Source organism: Alphaproteobacteria bacterium, assembly GCA_016722515.1.
Classification (GTDB): Bacteria; Pseudomonadota; Alphaproteobacteria; order Rickettsiales; family JADKJE01; genus JADKJE01.
This window is the reverse complement of the sequence record JADKJE010000002.1, coordinates 753,780-769,873: the sequence shown is the minus strand read 5'-3', so window position 1 is coordinate 769,873 and position 16,094 is coordinate 753,780. Positions and strand designations below refer to the sequence as shown.

General features: G+C 41.1%; 15 protein-coding genes. 7 read left to right on the top strand and 8 right to left on the bottom strand.

Annotation, left to right across the window (positions count from 1 at the left end; translation table 11 throughout):
- Window positions 1-85 precede the first annotated feature (85 nt).
- Window positions 86-1,621, bottom strand: coding sequence for a hypothetical protein (locus IPP74_08285; protein ID MBL0319270.1), 1,536 nt, complete (start codon window positions 1,619-1,621; stop codon window positions 86-88).
- A gap of 174 nt (window positions 1,622-1,795) precedes the next feature.
- Here IPP74_08285 and IPP74_08280 point away from each other — a divergent pair, with 174 nt between their 5' ends.
- Together IPP74_08280 and IPP74_08275 are read left to right on the top strand one after the other, a co-directional pair.
- Complete coding sequence (locus IPP74_08280; GenBank protein ID MBL0319269.1) at window positions 1,796-3,772, top strand: TonB-dependent receptor; 1,977 nt, start codon at window positions 1,796-1,798, stop codon at window positions 3,770-3,772.
- Between the two features lie 3 nt (window positions 3,773-3,775).
- The gene (locus IPP74_08275; GenBank protein ID MBL0319268.1) at window positions 3,776-4,573 is read left to right on the top strand and encodes a methyltransferase domain-containing protein; all 798 of its coding nucleotides are present in this window, start codon (window positions 3,776-3,778) and stop codon (window positions 4,571-4,573) included.
- A gap of 4 nt (window positions 4,574-4,577) precedes the next feature.
- On the opposite strand, the gene IPP74_08270 is transcribed toward IPP74_08275, so the two are convergent.
- The 5 genes from IPP74_08270 to IPP74_08250 form a co-directional block, all read right to left on the bottom strand.
- On the bottom strand, window positions 4,578-5,102 hold the full coding sequence (locus IPP74_08270; protein ID MBL0319267.1) for a YfiR family protein: 525 nt from the start codon (window positions 5,100-5,102) through the stop codon (window positions 4,578-4,580).
- Between the two features lie 25 nt (window positions 5,103-5,127).
- Window positions 5,128-5,802: a hypothetical protein gene (locus IPP74_08265; protein MBL0319266.1), complete on the bottom strand. Its 675-nt coding sequence runs from the start codon at window positions 5,800-5,802 to the stop codon at window positions 5,128-5,130.
- A gap of 188 nt (window positions 5,803-5,990) precedes the next feature.
- Window positions 5,991-6,752 carry a putative DNA-binding domain-containing protein gene (locus IPP74_08260; GenBank protein ID MBL0319265.1) on the bottom strand — a complete coding sequence of 254 codons (762 nt, stop codon included), beginning with the start codon at window positions 6,750-6,752 and terminating at the stop codon, window positions 5,991-5,993.
- Complete coding sequence (locus tag IPP74_08255; protein MBL0319264.1) at window positions 6,749-7,600, bottom strand: DUF692 domain-containing protein; 852 nt, start codon at window positions 7,598-7,600, stop codon at window positions 6,749-6,751. Before IPP74_08255 ends, IPP74_08260 begins: the two co-directional genes overlap by 4 nt.
- 55 nt (window positions 7,601-7,655) lie before the next feature.
- Window positions 7,656-7,931, bottom strand: a complete 276-nt coding sequence (locus IPP74_08250) for a DUF2282 domain-containing protein (GenBank protein MBL0319263.1) — start codon at window positions 7,929-7,931, stop codon at window positions 7,656-7,658.
- A 166-nt stretch (window positions 7,932-8,097) separates the two neighbouring features.
- Here IPP74_08250 and msrB point away from each other — a divergent pair, with 166 nt between their 5' ends.
- The 3 genes from msrB to IPP74_08235 all read left to right on the top strand — a co-directional run bounded on the left by msrB (window position 8,098) and on the right by IPP74_08235 (window position 10,879).
- A complete protein-coding gene (msrB, locus tag IPP74_08245) occupies window positions 8,098-8,610 on the top strand; it encodes a peptide-methionine (R)-S-oxide reductase MsrB (protein MBL0319262.1) in 513 nt (170 codons plus the stop codon).
- A complete protein-coding gene (locus tag IPP74_08240) occupies window positions 8,607-10,253 on the top strand; it encodes a cytochrome c biogenesis protein DipZ (protein MBL0319261.1) in 1,647 nt (548 codons plus the stop codon). The genes msrB and IPP74_08240 overlap by 4 nt, the downstream gene beginning before the upstream one ends.
- A 122-nt stretch (window positions 10,254-10,375) precedes the next feature.
- Complete coding sequence (locus tag IPP74_08235; protein ID MBL0319260.1) at window positions 10,376-10,879, top strand: methylated-DNA--[protein]-cysteine S-methyltransferase; 504 nt, start codon at window positions 10,376-10,378, stop codon at window positions 10,877-10,879.
- On the opposite strand, the gene IPP74_08230 is transcribed toward IPP74_08235, so the two are convergent.
- Together IPP74_08230 and IPP74_08225 are read right to left on the bottom strand one after the other, a co-directional pair.
- Complete coding sequence (locus IPP74_08230; GenBank protein ID MBL0319259.1) at window positions 10,876-11,541, bottom strand: response regulator; 666 nt, start codon at window positions 11,539-11,541, stop codon at window positions 10,876-10,878. The two genes, IPP74_08235 and IPP74_08230, sit on opposite strands and share 4 nt — an antisense overlap.
- A gap of 9 nt (window positions 11,542-11,550) precedes the next feature.
- Window positions 11,551-12,312 (bottom strand): hypothetical protein, encoded by a 762-nt coding sequence (locus tag IPP74_08225; GenBank protein MBL0319258.1) that lies wholly within the window; start codon window positions 12,310-12,312, stop codon window positions 11,551-11,553.
- Window positions 12,313-13,162: 850 nt separating this feature from the next.
- Here IPP74_08225 and IPP74_08220 point away from each other — a divergent pair.
- Both IPP74_08220 and IPP74_08215 read left to right on the top strand, forming a co-directional pair.
- Complete coding sequence (locus tag IPP74_08220) at window positions 13,163-13,369, top strand: cold-shock protein (protein MBL0319257.1); 207 nt, start codon at window positions 13,163-13,165, stop codon at window positions 13,367-13,369.
- Between the two features lie 164 nt (window positions 13,370-13,533).
- Window positions 13,534-15,678 (top strand): DEAD/DEAH box helicase, encoded by a 2,145-nt coding sequence (locus IPP74_08215; protein ID MBL0319256.1) that lies wholly within the window; start codon window positions 13,534-13,536, stop codon window positions 15,676-15,678.
- Window positions 15,679-16,094: the final 416 nt, after the last annotated feature.

The window sequence follows — 16,094 nt, the reverse complement described above, 5'->3', positions numbered from 1 at the left end:
ATTATCTATTATCTTACCTTGATTTAACGGACATTCGCAAAGCTTATATTGAGGATGATAGCCTCTTACACATGACCATAGCTTCTTACACATATTTGTCTGATATCTGCGTTACACCTGGAATTTCTTTTAATGGAAACACAAACGTGAAGGTGCTACCCGGTCCATTTTTATTATTTTCCGCCCAAATACTGCCTAAATGTGCCTTGACGATTTCTCTGGAAATAGCTAGCCCCAAACCGGTTCCCCCTGCTTTGCTTTTAGTAAGGCTGCTTTCAAAAAATTTATCAAATATTTTGACTAATTCATCCGCAGGAATACCAATCCCTTCATCTACTACCGATATCAACATACCTGGTGCCTGGGCTAACCCATCGAGAAAAATAGCTTCCCTATCGACACGTTGAGAAATGCGAATTGTGCCCTTCTGAGAATATTTAGCGGCGTTACCAATTAGGTTGGTAATCACCTGCGCCATTCGGCCTTCATCTACTTCAACCATGGGTTCGTTGGCCATGGGTTCAAACACCAGATGTTCGTTCTTTGCTTCAACCAAGCCACTGGTTTCGGCAATCACCGTTTGAATCACGTCACTGAACCGTACCTCTTTACGTTCCAGCTGAATTGCGCCTTTTTCAAACTTAGACATATCCAGCAGGTTATTAATCAAAATCAAAAGCCGCTCACTCGATTTATGGGCACGCTGCGCATAATTAAACAACAACGCATCATCGGCTATAGTCCATTCCTCTACCAGCAGCCGGACAAAACTTAACACACCATGGATAGGAGTGCGGATTTCATGGCTCATGTTGGAGAGGAAGTCTTCTTTGACTTTAAGGGCGTATTCTAGGTCTTCGGTGCGCTCGTGGACTTTTTGTTCTAAGGATTGGTTCATTTCCCAAAGAGCCTTATCTCGTATTTCAATTTGATCAAGCATATTATTAAATGAATTTACCATCGCTTGAGTTTCATCATAATTGGCATAAGAAGAGGCAATTCTAATTTTATAGTTATGATGACTAATTATGTCGGTTGCCGTATTTTTAAGATTTTCGATCGGTTGGGTTATTTTTCCATGTAATTTATTTACCAAAACATAGGAAAGAACAAGTGTGATAATCAAGGACAGAAATCCAACCATGAGCCAATTTATTATTTGTGAGTACATCTCATCAAGACTTGCGTAAATAACTATAAATCCAACCCATTGTTTCGATTTTCCGTATATAGGTTCCTGAACTTTTACGTGATTGAGCGAATAAATCACTTCTTCTTGCTGCCCCTCAATAATTGAGCACATTAAATTGGGATCTATCTTAAAATCAGCAAAAAGTTTTCCATCCTTAGTATATAAACAAGCAGCTCGAATAACCTCTTTTCTCTTAAGAGCACTGAGATTTTCTGAAGCTTTATTCTTCTCAACTACAAGCACTTCTTTATCAAGATTTAAAGACTCCATATTAGATGCTATTTGGAGAATGGGGGAACTTCTCTCACCTATAACTTTAGCAAGAATTAATAATTCTTGCTGTAAATTTTCTTTAGTCAAAGAAATTTGAAATCCTATCAAGATAACACCTAAGACAACAGTTGAAATGGTCGCAATAACCATCATCATGGCAATCATCTTAGATTTTATTGTCTTATTCCGGATATTAGCCACCATTTCCTCATTGAACTTTCCCTAACCTCAGACTACAATATATTTACCAATAATCAAACCATTTTCTGATGGTTGACATTAAAAAAACTTAATGGCATCCTTGATCAAGAGGAGTACGAAGGGGATATTATGTACAGAAAGTCATTGCTTACGGCTCTAGTAGGGTTTATATGGCTTATTCATTTTGCCGAATATGCTAATTCTACAGACAAAATCCTTGAAGAATTGGTTCAAACCGAAGTTACTTCTGTTTCTAAAACACCGGAAAATCCATTTCAGTCAGCTGCAGCAGTTTATGTACTAACAAGAGACGATATCGAACGCTCTGGAGCAACAACTATCCCAGAAGCACTTAGATTAGTACCAGGCCTTGAGGTTGCACGCTCAAGCTCAAATCAATGGTCAATTACAGCCAGAGGATTTAATGGCGGATTCTCAAATAAATTATTGGTCATGATTGATGGCCGAACAGTTTATACCCCATTGTTCTCGGGAGTTTACTGGGGAGTACAAGACACATTGCTTCAGGATATCAAACAAATTGAGGTCGTTCTTGGGCCTGGTGGTACTCTATGGGGAGCCAATGCGGTGAATGGTGTAATTAACATTATTACTGAGGAAGCGGTTAATACCCAATCAAAAATAATCTCTGTAAAATATGGAATCGAAGAACAAGGAACTGTTGAAGGACGTTATGGAGGTAGAATTAACGATAATTTATTCTATCGTGTCTACGCAAAACATGCTGACCGAAATGATCTACGTAGTTTGAATAATGATCCCGCTCACGATGAGTGGGACATGTCCAAATCGGGCTTTAGAGCGGACTATACACCGTCTGAATCAGATAATTTCACCTACCAAGGTGACATTTACTATAGCAATCAAGATCTTGATTTATTTCTTCCCAATCTTCCTTCAAAAGATAGACAAATGGAAACATTGGCTGCAAGTGGTGGAAATTTTCTTACTAAATGGGAACACACTCAGGATAGCGGAGCAACAAGTACACTTCAAGCATACTATGATAGAACAAGATTTGATTACTCACAACTTGATCAAACAATCAATACACTTGATATAGATTGGCAATATAACCAAACATATTCTGAACGTCATCAAATTGTATGGGGGCTTGGTTATAGATTGATTTTTGATAATTTGAGAGGAAGCCAAAATATAAATTTCAATCCCAAAAGTGACTATTTTAATATTTTCAGCACGTTTCTCCAAGACAAGATCACGCTTAAGGAAAATCTATTTTTTACACTTGGTTCAAAGTTTGAACATAATGACTTCAGTGGTTTTGAAATTGAACCAACAGCAAGAGTCAGTTGGCTACCTACACATAATCAAACTTTATGGGCAGCCATATCTCGTGCAGTTAGAACACCGAGCCGTGCTGAAGCCAGTATTAATCTTACCGCAGACACATTTGGCGGATTTGCTTATGTCAACCAGCACGGTAGCAATCAATTTGATTCTGAATCAATGCTTGCTTATGAGGTTGGCTATAGAGTAAAACCTTCTAACGATACATCATTGAATGCATCCATTTTCTATGATGACTACAGTCATCTTCGCAGTGCCGAAATAGGCACACCAACCGCTGAACCTAGAGGCCTTACAATTCCTATAATACCTCTCAATTTGGGGTTCGGCGAAGCGTATGGCTTTGAGTTATCGGGTGATTGGCATATCTCGCCACGTTGGAAACTGACAAGTGGATATACTTTCCTTGAATTAACGTTACATACAAAAGCCGGAAGCACAGATAGTGAATTACAGAAAGATGAAAATCGTTCACCACAAAATCAGTTCAATCTCCGCTCACAATTAAATTTACCGCATGATATACAGTGGGACGTTATGGGATACTATGTGGGCAGTATAAAAGCCACGGACAACAACGGAGTTCTTGTTGATATCCCATCATACTTTAGATTGGATACCAGGTTGGGATGGCGATTCTCACCTAATTTATCATTTGATTTAGTAGGACAAAATTTACTAGATTCACGACATCCAGAATTTTCAGGTGCGCTTTTTTCTGTTTCAGAACAAGTGGAACGAAGCGCTTATGGGAAAGTTACTTTCAAATTTTGACATATGGCAATTCAAGATATTTATATCGTAGAAAATAATAACGAAGGCGAAAGACTGGAAAATAAAGTTTTGCCCAAACAGTTAGTAGATGATTTCTTTCCTTCATATATGCCACGTAATTCAATCATCGTTGATTTGGGTTGTGGCCCCGGGAACATCACATCTGCTATAGAAGAAAAATTTCAATGTAAGGTAATTGGCCTTGATAATAGTGCCGAACGTATAAATCATGCAAGAACGAAATTTACTTCCCAAAATATTGATTTTTTGCATGGTAATGTATATAGCCTCCCTTTTGACGATGAAAAAATTGATTTAGTTTTTTCGAGATTTCTTCTTGAGCATCTCAGAGAGCCATTAAAAGCAATAGCAGAGATGTTTCGAATTATTAAACCAGGGGGAACGATTTTAATTCAGGAGATTGACTATCAGTACCAAGGTAATTATCCGGAGATAGGATGGCCGCAAGAGGACGTTTCATCTTTGTTGACACTTTTGAGGAAATCAACAGGCTTTGATGGTAACATTGGAAGAAAATTATATTCATACCTTTTCCAGGCGGGGTTTAAAGATATAGATGTAAGTATCTCTGGGTATAATGTTTTCGCTGGCTCAATTTCTAACAATGATCTTTATCAAAAAACATTAGAGTTTCAAGCCATTGAGTCTAACTTAAAACAAATGGATCTTCTTCAAGGAGAGATAGCCTCCATGAAGGAGAAAGTACTAAAATATTTCTTGAAAGAGGATAGTTTAAGTTTTTCTTTATTATTTCACGTTAAGGCCACCAAACCTTTCTAGGGTTTTATTCTACTACTTCAGATAATGACCGTACATCACTATCGATAATTATGCCTGATTTTATTGCCGTTGCTAAATTAATTTTTAGATGAACATTCTTTGCTTTAGTAACCAATTCTATCATTCCCATATGAACAGAAAAGTCTTTAATACTCGAGATAGTTAGAATTGAATCATTACTAATTCTTCTCAGAATTTCTTCATACATATTTATTTCCGATTCTGCGATATAAACGATAAGACAACCACTTAAATCTGCATCAGGATCCTTGGGTATTATAATAGCTTTTTTGGCATATGTTTTGTTCAAGGAAATTAGATTAATAACTACACCATCCTTGCCAATGCTACATACATTGACTCTTCCTACATGCGTCTGATTTCTCCAAGCAACCCAATCAATCAGAGTATACACCCAGACAGCCTTAACTTGATTTTCAGATGTAGTGGCTGCTTGAGCTTGCGGCATTAAACAGAGCATCATCTCAATAATCAGCAAAAAAATATTACAACAAATAGAAACGCGCACTGAGCGTCCCCCCTTACTTGGCTCATTATGACACAATCACTTCATTTTCGTATATCCCGTTATTTTTTGCAACTTTTTTATAATAATTTATGACGTCTAAAATAATAATGTACATCTTGACATTATCATATTTCCCTTCATCGGGAAGCTCTGAGTTCTTGTTTATGAGTGCGGCATTACCATATTTCTCTGCAATCCTCTTATAGATTACGCATCTTGCAAGAGTTGCTGTCCCAACAAGGAAAGATAAGCAAAGTTCCTGTGATTTTTGAAGTAGAAGAATATATATTTCTTCAATATATCCGCTATATTCGGGTATTAAGGCCAGTCTAGAAAGCTCTCCGTAATGCAGATGTTTTAATGGTATGTTTTTTATAGATTTTTCAAACGAAAACATGTCGCCCTCCGAAGGCAAGAGATGGGCATCTCCTGGCAATTTAGTAATAATACGCCCTCCTCCTATACATTTGCCATCTTTAATACATAAAAGGATATGTGAATTTGGATGATTAGGATTGTCAAACTGATCTATTTTTCCTTTGCCAAGGGTGCCCTTATATCTATCTCCACCATTTTCATATAGTTGTTTTCTTAGATTATAATAATCTCTGAGGTAATGATTTTTAGAGTCCTTAACCCATATAAATTCAAATGGATAATTATCTGAATGAATATTATATGCCCAATTATTTGATGTCATGAAACTCCCCAGCCTATTCTAGAATGACCCGTAACGCCGTATGATGTTTGTTGTTAGACAGATCATTAAAAGTATGTTGCGTATAAAAAGATATAACCATTTAAGTTATGATGAAAGAGTAAAAATACCCTAGTTAAAGTGACGTTCTCCCATTGCTGCGCCACTTTAAAAGTAGCCTCTTCCACCCCTTATCTAAACACCCCCTCCCCAAACCACCGAGAAAGATACTGTGGCAACTGTATAACCAGTTGTTCGACATCCACTCCCGGAAGTGAGGCTGTTTTTTCAAGGGCCTCGTTAAACATCAATCCCTCATGGATGGCACTTAATAAATGATATTCAGCAACATCCAACACCAGTCGCCTAACTTCATTGCGATGCCGCACCACACAGAGATATTCAGGGTTATCGGTCATGTCAACCATGTTCCCTTCGCGAAATGCACTCATATAGGCATTGGCTGAACAATCCAATGCAAGCAACCTGCTGGCTGTGCGCAGCTTAAAATGGGTGCTCGCTAATTGTTCTAAGGATATGGCCGCCCAATGCGATGCATCCAGCGGAACACTATCGGGCAACCAGAACACATCCGCAATCGCACTTTCCAGAAGCGCTAAGGCGTGTACACTTTGATCAGCACTCATCGTTTTCACACCATCGGCAAAGCCAAACGGATAGCGGTTTAAATCCCATACCCGTGAAGGCGTTGCAGTAACATAGGCTTTCACAGCCTGCATAAAAACATCCTCCCCCATGTAATGCTGCAAGGTTGGATAGTCACTGCAGGTTGCCTGGATTAACCGTTCGATATAGCCTTTTTGATACACCGCCAAACGCATTGCTGGTGATAGCATGTCTAATCGTGTTGGTTTTATCAACGACAGCATGTCTTCATCTTGATCAATGATGGCATTATTGAAGGCCGCTAATTGCTTGGCATAGGCGTTCATGCCACTTTCCTTTGTTGAACTAATGCGTTATCAACCACCCGACGCGCTTTATCCAATTCGGCCAATAATACCGAAAATTCTGGGATATCATCATCCCATTCAATCATGGTGCTGCGCAATCCTTTGGTTTGAATAGTATAGGCAAATAAATCCCACACAGGATCGGTTACATAATCATTATGCGTATCAATGATATGGGTACCCTTATGGGTATATCCCGCCAGATGGTATTGCATGATGGCTTCCGCAGGAATAGCATCAATATAGGCCTGCGCATCCCAGCCATGATTAAAACTGCTGACATACACATTATTCACATCCAGTAAAATACCGCAGCCAGTACGTTTACAGAGCTCTGTTAAGAACTCGGGCTCACTCATGGTGGCACCGTCAAACTCTAAATACGAAGACGCATTCTCAAAAATAAAAGGGCGATTGATGTGTTCCTGTACATATTCCACACGCGGGATAAGATGCTTTAGCGCTTCTTCCGTATACGGAATAGGCAATAAATCGTGGGTATTTTTACCCTGTACACCGGTGTAACATAAATGGTCTGATAGCCAGGGAGCCTCAAGAACATCGGCAAGTGTTTTCAGTTTAGAAAGATAGACGTCGTTCAGGGGATCGGTCGAGCCAATCGAAAGCGATACCCCGTGCATAATAATAGGATAATCCTTACGCAAATCCGCCAGGTAATCCAGGTACCCTTGATGGGCTGTAATGTAATTTTCGGAGATAATTTCAAACCAGCCAACAGCCGGTTTATCACGCATGATTTCATCATAATGCGGATGACGCAGGCCTAAGCCAAATCCCAGTTGAGGATGATTATGTTGAGCCATCATATCCGCCTTAAAAAAATGGCCCACGGAAACCGCAGGCCATTTTCAGTTCAAAAAACTAGTTAGCTTTTTTCTCAGCTTTAACAGCTTCGAGTGAACCGCCTTCTTTAGCACAATGGCCTTTTTTAACGAAATTGAAATCGTTAGCATCATTGTCTTTGGTAGCATGACCAGCGCACTCATGATTTCCATCAGCAGCTTTACAGTCGTTTTTGCCTGCTTTAGCAATACCATAGCATTTTTCTTGATCTTTGTGTGAATCAGCAGCAAAAGCAGAAACAGAAGCAACAGTCATAATACCGGTCAAAGCCGCAGCAAGAAGTTTAGTATTCATGATGAATCCCTTTTTAAAATTAAATCACTGTGAGACAACCCCACATTCTTATACTCTCACATTTTCTAGAAAATGACATCGCTTTTTTAATCGCGAACTATCACGAAAATAAGGTATAGCTTGCTGATAATACAGATGAGGGATACTCTAGAATCAAATACGAGAAATGGAGCATCCTGTGGAAAGAAGATCGTTTATTAAGCTCACACTTGTCGGTAGTGGTTTACTCGCTTTGAAACCATTTTTAAGCGCATCACACGCATTTGCAACAAATGAACCCATCACCAACATCATCAAAACAGAGGCCGAATGGAAAAAGATACTAACTCCTCAGCAATTTGATATTTTACGCCACGAAGGAACAGAAACACCTTTTTCCAGCCCGCTTAATCACGAAAAGAGAACCGGTATCTTCGCCTGTGTTGCTTGTGCATTACCGCTTTTTCCTTCTCAATTTAAGTTTGACAGCGGCACCGGCTGGCCTAGTTTCTTTGATGTTATTCCCGGCCATATCCAAACGAAAACCGATAAGTCTCTGTTGATGGTACGCACCGAATATCATTGTGCACGCTGCAATGGGCATCACGGCCATCTTTTTGATGACGGCCCCGAACCAACCGGATTGCGCTATTGCAGTAACGGTGCCGCACTTACCTTTATTCCAGGAAAGAAATCATGAATAACTTCATCGAAATTGGCCTTGCTTTTATAGAGGGGCTAGCCTTGATTGTTTCACCTTGCATATTGCCGGTGTTGCCGATTGTCCTTTCGGCTTCCGTTGATGGTGGCAGACGACGACCATTTGGAATTATCGCCGGCTTTGTGGTGGCCTTCAGTATCTTTACACTGTTATCGCGCAAACTAGTGATCGCACTTGGTTTTAATCTGGATATTCTTAAAAACGTTTCTTTAGTCCTGCTGGCTTTGTTTGGCCTAATCCTGCTTTCGTCTACCTTATCTGATAAATTCAGTGCCGCAACCCAAGGAGCAGCCAACTGGGGCAATCGATTATCCAATACACAAGGCAATGGCTTCTTTAGTGGGATGTTGATAGGCGCCTTAATTGGATTGATCTGGACACCCTGTGCTGGCCCCATTCTGGCTGCAGTCCTGGTTCAGGTTATCCGACAGCATAGCGATCTCACCAGCTTTTTAACGGTGGCCGCTTTTGCAACAGGAGCTGGCATTCCGATGTTTATCATTGCGCTTACCGGACGAAACATCATGAATAAATTAAGCTTCTTTACTAACCATGCCGAAGCGGTACGCAAAACATTTGGTGTCATTATTTTATTGTCAGTTGCTTTCATTGCTTCTGGCATCGACACGCAATCGCTCTTTACCCAAAAGAGCACCCCCACCATCGTATCATCAACCCTGACAAACCCACTTGAACATCCGTATCAAGCCCCAGAATTTGCGGGTATCGAAGCCTGGCTTAATAGCAATGCCTTAACCATGAATGCACTCAAAGGAAAGGTCGTGCTGATTGATTTTTGGACCTATTCCTGTATCAATTGCGTGCGCACCCTCCCCTATATAACCGCATGGGATCAGCAATACCGTGACAAGGGATTAGTTATCATCGGCATCCATGCACCGGAATTTGAGTTTGAGAAATCCAGAGCCAATGTCGAATCCGCCATTAAAAAACACGGTATTCATTACCCGGTTGCGCTTGATAACGAACTGGAAACCTGGACTCATTTCAATAATCAATATTGGCCAGCTCATTATCTTATCGATCAAACAGGCAAGGTTGTATACACCCATTTTGGCGAGGGAAAATATGATGTCACAGAACATAATATACAGGTATTATTGGGAATAACTGGAAAAGCGGCATTTCTTTCGGCAGAGCAACTCGACAATGGCGAACATCAGACTCCAGAAACCTATCTTGGTTTTTCTCGTGCAAGTCATTTCTCCCTTGTCAATGGTCCACTGAAACCTGACCAGGTTGCGAATTATCATATACCGAAATCCCTGCAATCCGATCATTGGGCACTGGAAGGGACGTGGAAAATTGAAGATGAAAAAATTATAGCAGTATCAAACGATGCTAAGCTTCAATTGAATTTTACCGGCAAGAAAGTTTTTCTAGTTCTTGGTAACCCAACTGGAAAACCAGTCCATGCTATGGTATCATTAAATGGTAAGCCACTTGGTCCTAATGCCGGAAAAGATGCCCCCGGAGGTTATCTTACTATCGATCAAAATACCCTCTATGAACTTATCAATCAGCCTCACTCAACCAATGGACTTCTTGAACTAAAAGCACTCGAACCAGGATTAGAAGCATTTGCATTTACCTTCGGTTAGATGTAAACATAATTAATTCTTATTAATCACTGTTCAAGGATTGGCGGATTTAGAGGCGTTCAACTGGCCGTGCAGGTGAGTGGATACGTATATGAAGAGACAACCTCTGGTAAAGGTAATGTATGAATATCCCCTATTTTTCAACAACCATGCAAAGTCCTCTTGGTGATTTGCGATTAACGTCCAATGGACAAGCAATGACCGGCGTTTACATGAGCACACAACAGACTCATTCCCCTGCTGAAAATGCCTCCAAAGAATGCAGCATCCTGCAACAGGCTAAGCGTCAGCTAAACGAATATTTTTCAGGTCAACGGCACCATTTTGAATTACCACTTGCTCCGTCTGGAACCGAATTTCAGCAACGCGTCTGGAAAGCCTTATGCACGATCTCGTATGGGCAAACCGTCAGTTACCAGTATCTTGCCAACCTCGTAGGCAATCCTAAAGGATGCAGGGCTGTCGGGCTTGCCAACAGCAAAAATCCTATTTCTATCATTATCCCTTGCCATAGGGTCATTGGCACAAACGGCAAACTCACCGGTTATGCAGGTGGACTTGATAATAAAAAATGGTTATTAGAACGCGAAGTAGCCGCAGCAACATTTCGCATGAAAATCGCTTAAGCCAACGTACAACGCGATGTATCAAGCACTTCACACATCACAGACACCAGATTTTCATTGGCTTTATGAATATCTTTGATCATTTCCCTTTGTCGCGGAGTTAATAGCGTTTTTTCTAATAATTCTACTTGGTTTCGAATACTCATGAGGGATGCGTTGATTTCATGGTTCATCGAGGCCATCAATTCAAGCATGGCACTCCCCTTATGATCTAAATTCCATTGTAAATTACTGATATACTTATTCAAACTAGCTTTTCGTTTTAGAAAAATGCTCCTTTCTATCGTAACAACAACCTTACTTCTTAACGATTCGCGGGTCACCAGTTTTTTAGGAATATAATCCTGGACGCCCTTCTTGATAACATTGACAGCAAGGGCTTCATCACCATACCCCGTCAACATAATAACGGGAAGTATAGAGGTTTGTTCAGAAAATCCTTCCACGACATGCTCCCCCGAAAAATCAGGCAATTTATAATCTAATAACACGCAGTCTGGTTTTATATCAGAAAACAATGCCCACGCCTCTGTCGCGGTTTCCGCTTCATAAAACAGATACTCATTTTCGCCTTCAGATTTTCGTCCCTCAAGGAGCGATTTATATAACTCTCGATCCGCTTCATTATCATCCACAATTAAAATAGTATACGTTGGTTTCATTGATAGCTCCTATACGGATTTCAAAGTAAAAAAGAAGGTGCTGCCACTCCCTAGTTGCGATTGTATCCAGATGGGCTGTCCATGCTTATCAAGAATCTTTTTTACAAGCGCTAAGCCTATTCCGATGCCAGGATATTGTCTGGCCTTATTCAAACGTCTAAAAATTGAGAACACCTCAAGCTGGTGAGTTTCAGAAATTCCGATGCCATTATCTTTTACCGAAACCTGGCAGATATTATCCTTAAGCGAAGACACATTTATTTCCACCACTGGTTTCGTCCCTTCGTGCTGAAATTTTAGTGCATTGTCAATCAAACAAATCATCACCTGCTGCAATCTTTCTGCATCACCGTAGACCCACTGTGAAGTAGGCCCGATGCTTAAGCTGGCGCTTAGCTTCTCGATTACTGGTTTGAGTGCTACACAGGCACGTTCTATAATTTGCGCAAGCGGTATTGGCAACTGGGGCTTAATGTGGGTGTTTAGACGCGAGTATAGAAGCAATCCGTCCATCATTTCCTTCATTTCAAGACTGCCATCGACAATATAACGCATGTATCGTGACGTTTTTTCATCCCACTCATTTTGATATCTCTCCAATAAGAGCTGGGGGAAATTAATCATCGTACGCAAAGGCGCCTGAAAATCGTGCGACACGCTATAGACAAACGATGCGAACTCACTTTTTACTCTATTCAATTCAGCAATCGCCTGTTCATGTGACAAGTCTTCTGTCGTATAAACTTCCTGCATCATATTTTGCGTCTGCATCCTCTCTCCATAACCACAATTAAATCGTACAAACAATATATGTACATTCAATAATACCCCACATCAAAACTTATATACCAAATAATCCCATAGATTCAACAAGGAATTCATTGTGGTTAATTTTTATTAATATATTAGCAGCGCAATTACGTACATAAACGTGAATTGCTGAGGACTATATTGGCCTGTTTAACAGCAAACATCATAAGGTGTTGCACTTTTTTAAACAGGACAGGTTCAACTGAAGAAGGACTGAACGAATAAAATTAAATATAACATGAAAAAGAACAACCGAAAAACAGATAATTTCTGTAAGGAACAGCTTGTCGATTCTATAAATGCAGCCAATAAGAAGGGGTTCGTTAAGAATATAGTCGAGAATATTAAAGGAAAAAAGCCAATCCCCCCCCAGTCTGTCGTATCTTTTTAAAAGGTGCGGTAGGCCTTCCAAAGGGAAAGAGAATATGCACATCAAGGAAAATGCCCATTGGCCCATTATTAGTGACGCTTCACAACGGTTTAAAAAATCTCTGTTTTAAAGGAAAAAACGAGAACAGTTCAGGCTACAGATTGTGGTCTATATTATCCATCATCGTTTTAGGGATATAAATATAATTGACATTTAGCTGGAGTTAGTATACCCTACCTTAGAGTTTTAATCGACTCTCTGACAATTCACGGGCCGTTAATGGCCGCTCTTTACAGGGTTCAGGTTTGAATACTAGTATCTGGATGTTCTTCCTTTGATTTGGCATTGGGTTAAGCGGCAATTTTATTGCAGCGACAAAGCTCTTAATTTTGCCTTCATGGTGAAGGTAGAGTTATCAACGCCATCCGAGGAGATTCACATATGGCAACAGGTACAGTTAAATGGTTTAATGCAACAAAAGGTTACGGCTTCATTACTCCTGATCAAGGTGGAAGTGACGTTTTCGTTCATATCTCTGCATTACAACGCGCCGGCATTCAAACATTAAATGAAGGCCAAAAAGTTCGTTACGAATTGGCTACCAACAGAGGCAAAACTTCTGCTGAACAGTTAGAGTTAGTAGCTTAGTTCTACTTACTCTTCTAAACGAAAGATACCATAGAAGATACGCATTCGAGTGCTTAAGCGGGGGCCGTTTGTTTTCGCTTTTATAATATGCGTCAACAAATTTTAACCTACGTGCTTGACGGAATCTGCACTATATTTTCGTTTGCGCGTTGTTTTGGATCATTATGAATTCCTATGAAACACTTGCGCTGCCAAAAGAATTGCAGCAAACCGTTACTGTCACCGATGTTGAAACTGATGTAGATGCTGAAACTAATTCAGCTCCATCAGCTGCTCCTGCGCCTTCTTTAGCAGCCGATGTAGCTGATATTGCTCCTGTTGATACTGATATCGAAATCGCGAATGCTTTTGAAACATTTGATCTGCCTGCCAATTTAAAGCAGACCATTATTAAGGATTTAGGATTTAAAAACCCTACTCCCATTCAAAAACAGGCAATCCCTGTTGCATTGGCCGGAAGAGATGTTCTGGCTTCTGCTCAAACCGGAACCGGCAAAACCGCCGCGTTCTGTATCCCAATGATCGCTAAACTCATGCAAAGCCCTCGTGGCTCTCTCTTGATTCTCACACCAACGCGTGAACTTGCCGTACAGGTAGTCGCTGTTGTTAATGCACTTATCCGCAATGACAGAACGATAAAAACAGCCCTGTTAATTGGTGGTGAGCCTATGCCAAGACAGCTTCAGCAGCTTCGTCAACGTCCACGTATCGTTGTTGGTACACCTGGACGGGTCATCGACCATCTTGAGCGCGGCACCTATAAGGCACATGACGCTGATCTGATTCTCGATGAAACCGACCGTATGCTTGATATGGGTTTTGGCATTCAGCTTGATCAAATCTTGAAATTTGTTCCTAAAGACAGACAAACATTAATGTTCTCGGCAACCCTGCCACCAGCCATTGTTAAACTGGCTGATAAATACCTAAGCAATCCAGAGCGTATCGCAGTGGGTTCAACCACCGTGACGGCTACTAATATTAAACAAGAAGCTCTCCATATTCCTCAAGCCAAAAAATTGGATGAGTTGTTAAGGATACTTGATACTAATTCTGGTTCGGTGATCATCTTCGTTAAAACGAAACACGGGGCTGATAAACTTGCTGATAAATTATATCAATTACGTTTCTCCGCAAAAGCTATCCATGGTGACCTTCGCCAAAGCAGCCGTGATAAAGTGATCCGCGGATTCCGTGATAAATCATATCGCATTCTCGTAGCAACTGACGTTGCTGCAAGAGGGCTTGATATTCCACATATCGAAGTGGTTATCAACTACGACCTCCCACAATCCAGCGAAGATTATATCCACCGTGTGGGTCGTACTGCACGTGCAGGAAGTGATGGAATTGCTATCAGCTTTGTTTCGCCTGATGATTCACGCAAATGGAGAGATATCCAGATCATGCTTAATCCAGGTGAAAAACCACCTGCTGCTGCAAACAGAAATCAACGTGGCAACAGTGGTGGCGGTTCAAGAGGCAATAGCAGCCGTTCTAGTTTTGCTCCTCGCAGAGATAGGGACAGAGATTCTTATCAAGGCCGTAAAAGCTTTGGTGATGATCGTACCGACTCTAACCGCGAACCTCGCAGAGAATTTGATTCCGAGCGTCGTCCTTCTACTGGTGACGATCGCAGAGATTCTAACCGCGGACCTCGTAAAGAGTTTGATTCTGAGCGTCGCAGCAACTTCGGTGGTGAACGCCGTGATTCAAATCGTGGCCCTCGCAAAGAATTTGATTCTGAACGCCGCCCTAGCTTTGGTGACGATCGCAGGGATTCTAACCGTGGACCTCGTAAAGAGTTTGATCCTGAGCGTCGCACTAACCATGCAGGCGATGATCGCAGAGATTCTAATCGTGGTGGACCTCGTAAAGAATTCGATTCTGAACGTCGCAACAGCAACTTTAATGGCGAACGCCGCGATTCAAATCGCGGACCTCGCAAAGAGTTCGATCCTGAGCGTCGCAATCATAATGCAAGTGACGATCGCAGAGATTCTAATCGTGGTGGACCTCGTAAAGAATTTGATTCTGAGCGTCGCAACAGCAACTTTGGTGGTGAACGCCGTGATTCAAATCGCGGACCTCGCAGAGAGTTCGATACTGAACGTCGTAACGATTCTGGTGAATATGCAGGCGGCCCTAGGGATGCCAATGCAGCTCCGCAGAAACCGAAAACATTCTGGGGATTTGGTTCAAAAAAACCAAATGGTGCTAGTAAAAAACCAGATGGTGCACATAAAAAACCATTTAAATTTAAACAACATAGTCGTAACGATAATCCAAAACGTATCATGAACGACTAATCCAACGTCCGCTTATATCGCTTCATTGCGATGATCGTTATCGCAACGAGACAAATAAGCATCGGACAGATATGGGGCCATATTTCCTAAAAGGTTTAACCTTTCAGCAATATGGCCCTCACTATCCCAATAAAAGGTTGCATCGACCTCAATTAAAAGAGATGGGCGCTGACCACGAATTCGATATCCGCTTTTAATACGAGCACATCCAGCGAAAATAGCGGCAGACCTTTTTTGATCTCTAAACCACGCTCAACATCCCAATACTGTAAAACACCACTGGTAGTTAGCCTACTATAGATAAAGTCACCGTCAACCTAACCATCCGCCCTCTACGTTGCGGTTTACAGGATAGCAACGTTAGCCCTAAGGTGATAATGGCCAAAATGCACATGATATAATCGATCCCAATTCCC

What these genes read in the sequence shown, in the direction of transcription:
- IPP74_08220 (MBL0319257.1), top strand. Translation starts at nt 13,163, where the DNA reads ATGGCAACAGGTACAGTTAAATGGTTTAATGCAACAAAAGGTTACGGC.
- IPP74_08235 (MBL0319260.1), top strand. Translation starts at nt 10,376, where the DNA reads ATGAATATCCCCTATTTTTCAACAACCATGCAAAGTCCTCTTGGTGAT.
- IPP74_08265 (MBL0319266.1), bottom strand. Translation starts at nt 5,802, where the DNA reads ATGACATCAAATAATTGGGCATATAATATTCATTCAGATAATTATCCA.
- IPP74_08275 (MBL0319268.1), top strand. Translation starts at nt 3,776, where the DNA reads ATGGCAATTCAAGATATTTATATCGTAGAAAATAATAACGAAGGCGAA.
- IPP74_08250 (MBL0319263.1), bottom strand. Translation starts at nt 7,931, where the DNA reads ATGAATACTAAACTTCTTGCTGCGGCTTTGACCGGTATTATGACTGTT.
- IPP74_08225 (MBL0319258.1), bottom strand. Translation starts at nt 12,312, where the DNA reads ATGCAGACGCAAAATATGATGCAGGAAGTTTATACGACAGAAGACTTG.
- IPP74_08240 (MBL0319261.1), top strand. Translation starts at nt 8,607, where the DNA reads ATGAATAACTTCATCGAAATTGGCCTTGCTTTTATAGAGGGGCTAGCC.
- IPP74_08255 (MBL0319264.1), bottom strand. Translation starts at nt 7,600, where the DNA reads ATGATGGCTCAACATAATCATCCTCAACTGGGATTTGGCTTAGGCCTG.
- IPP74_08280 (MBL0319269.1), top strand. Translation starts at nt 1,796, where the DNA reads ATGTACAGAAAGTCATTGCTTACGGCTCTAGTAGGGTTTATATGGCTT.
- IPP74_08260 (MBL0319265.1), bottom strand. Translation starts at nt 6,752, where the DNA reads ATGAACGCCTATGCCAAGCAATTAGCGGCCTTCAATAATGCCATCATT.
- msrB (MBL0319262.1), top strand. Translation starts at nt 8,098, where the DNA reads ATGGAGCATCCTGTGGAAAGAAGATCGTTTATTAAGCTCACACTTGTC.
- IPP74_08215 (MBL0319256.1), top strand. Translation starts at nt 13,534, where the DNA reads ATGAATTCCTATGAAACACTTGCGCTGCCAAAAGAATTGCAGCAAACC.
- IPP74_08285 (MBL0319270.1), bottom strand. Translation starts at nt 1,621, where the DNA reads ATGATGATGGTTATTGCGACCATTTCAACTGTTGTCTTAGGTGTTATC.
- IPP74_08230 (MBL0319259.1), bottom strand. Translation starts at nt 11,541, where the DNA reads ATGAAACCAACGTATACTATTTTAATTGTGGATGATAATGAAGCGGAT.